This is a genomic window from Microbacterium sp. 2MCAF23, assembly GCF_052115565.1.
In the GTDB taxonomy this organism is placed as follows: domain Bacteria; phylum Actinomycetota; class Actinomycetes; order Actinomycetales; family Microbacteriaceae; genus Microbacterium.
The window spans coordinates 1-1,444 of record NZ_JBFRGY010000025.1 but is presented as its reverse complement, the minus strand read 5'-3'; the positions used below and the strand labels follow the sequence as shown (position 1 = coordinate 1,444).

Annotated in this window: 2 protein-coding genes and 1 pseudogene; all 3 read right to left on the bottom strand. The window is 63.3% G+C overall.

Annotated features, from left to right (window positions below):
- Positions 1 to 45: 45 nt before the first annotated feature.
- Positions 46 to 894: an IS3 family transposase gene (locus AB4078_RS18665; RefSeq protein ID WP_441978378.1), complete on the bottom strand. Its 849-nt coding sequence runs from the start codon at positions 892 to 894 to the stop codon at positions 46 to 48.
- The gene (locus AB4078_RS18660; RefSeq protein WP_441978379.1) at positions 891 to 1,223 is read right to left on the bottom strand and encodes a helix-turn-helix domain-containing protein; all 333 of its coding nucleotides are present in this window, start codon (positions 1,221 to 1,223) and stop codon (positions 891 to 893) included. Before AB4078_RS18660 ends, AB4078_RS18665 begins: the two co-directional genes overlap by 4 nt.
- 21 nt (positions 1,224 to 1,244) lie before the next feature.
- Positions 1,245 to 1,385 (bottom strand): annotated as a pseudogene (locus AB4078_RS18655) (helix-turn-helix domain-containing protein); the annotation flags it as partial.
- Between the last annotated feature and the right edge of the window lie 59 nt (positions 1,386 to 1,444).

The window sequence follows — 1,444 nt, the reverse complement described above, 5'->3', positions numbered from 1 at the left end:
TGAACTGGTCCCCAGTAGTTGGACTGGCCGATTGAGAGCTTAGGGTTAAGCGGCGAGGGCCTGGGTCCGGTATTGCACCGGGCTCAGGCCCTTGAGCGTTGAGTGGGCCCGTTCGGCGTTGAACCAGTCGATGTAGGTGTCGATCGCGGTGGTGAGTGCGTCGACGGTGAAGAACGTGGTGTTGCAGTAGAGCTCGTCCTTCAGGTGACCGAAGAAGCTCTCCATGACGGCGTTGTCCAGGCAGTTGCCCTTGCGGGACATGGACTGCTTCGCGCCCGCCTCGTTCACCAGGCGCTGCCAGGAAGCGTGCTGATACTGAAATCCCTGATCCGAGTGGATGATCGGTGCGTCGCCGGGCCGCAACCGCCTCAGCGCGTGTCGCAGCGAGCTGTTGGTGAGTTCCAGGTTCGGGGAGATCCCGGTGGTATGGCCGATGATCTCCCGTCCGAACAGGTCCATCACCGTTGACAGGTAGACGCGCCGGTCACCGACCCGGAACTCGGTCACATCGGTGACCCACTTCTGGTTCGGGCCCGTCACCGTGAAGTCTCGTTTGAGGAGGTTGGGCGCGGTCTTGCCGGCCTCGCCCCTGAAGGAGTTGTAACGCTTGCGGCGGCGGATCGTGCACCGCAGCCCGAGCTGGTTCATCAGCTTCAGCACGGTCTTCTTCGACACCATCCAGCCCGCGCTCCGAAGCTCGTCGCGGATCCGGCGATGCCCGTAACGGCCCGCGAACCGGTCGAAGATCCGTCGGATCTCGGCCTTCAACTCCGCATTCCTGTCCGGGACGTCGAGGCGGGCCTGATGATAGAAGAACGTCGACCGGGCCAGCCCGGCAGCGGTGAGCAGATCGGTGAGAGCGTGCTCGGCCTTGAGGGCAACGACGGCGTTCACCTTGTCCGTCGTTTCTGATCCATCAAGGCCCGCAATTTTCCCAAGTACGCGTTCTGCGCCCGCAGATACTCGTTCTCCCGCCGCAACCGCTCCAGCTCCGACTCCTCGCCCGGCGGCGGCGCGCTCAACCCTCGCGGACGGCCTTTCGGTTTCGGACGCAACGCATCCTCACCCTCGTCGCGATACGTCCTCGCCCAAGTCTTCAACAGCGTCGGCGAGGACAGCTCCGCCTCCTCTGCCAGAGCGGTCGCCGGCTCACCGGCGAGAAACCGCTCCACTAGGGCGAGCTTGAATTCGAACGAGTACGACGGCCTCACACGTTTGGTCACCAGAGCTCCTCTGCCACGGATCCGCCAACGTCGATACAGTCGCCTGACCGGATCGCGCGGCACGCCCAACATGGTCGATACCGCCCTGTCAGCGAGACCCTCTTCAAACGACGCTACCGCCGCCAACCGCTGCGCCTCAGAAAGTGAACTCCTCGGATGCAAAGAACTGACCCCCAGGAGTCGAAACTGATTTCTCAGTCCAACTCCCGGGGGTCAGTTCA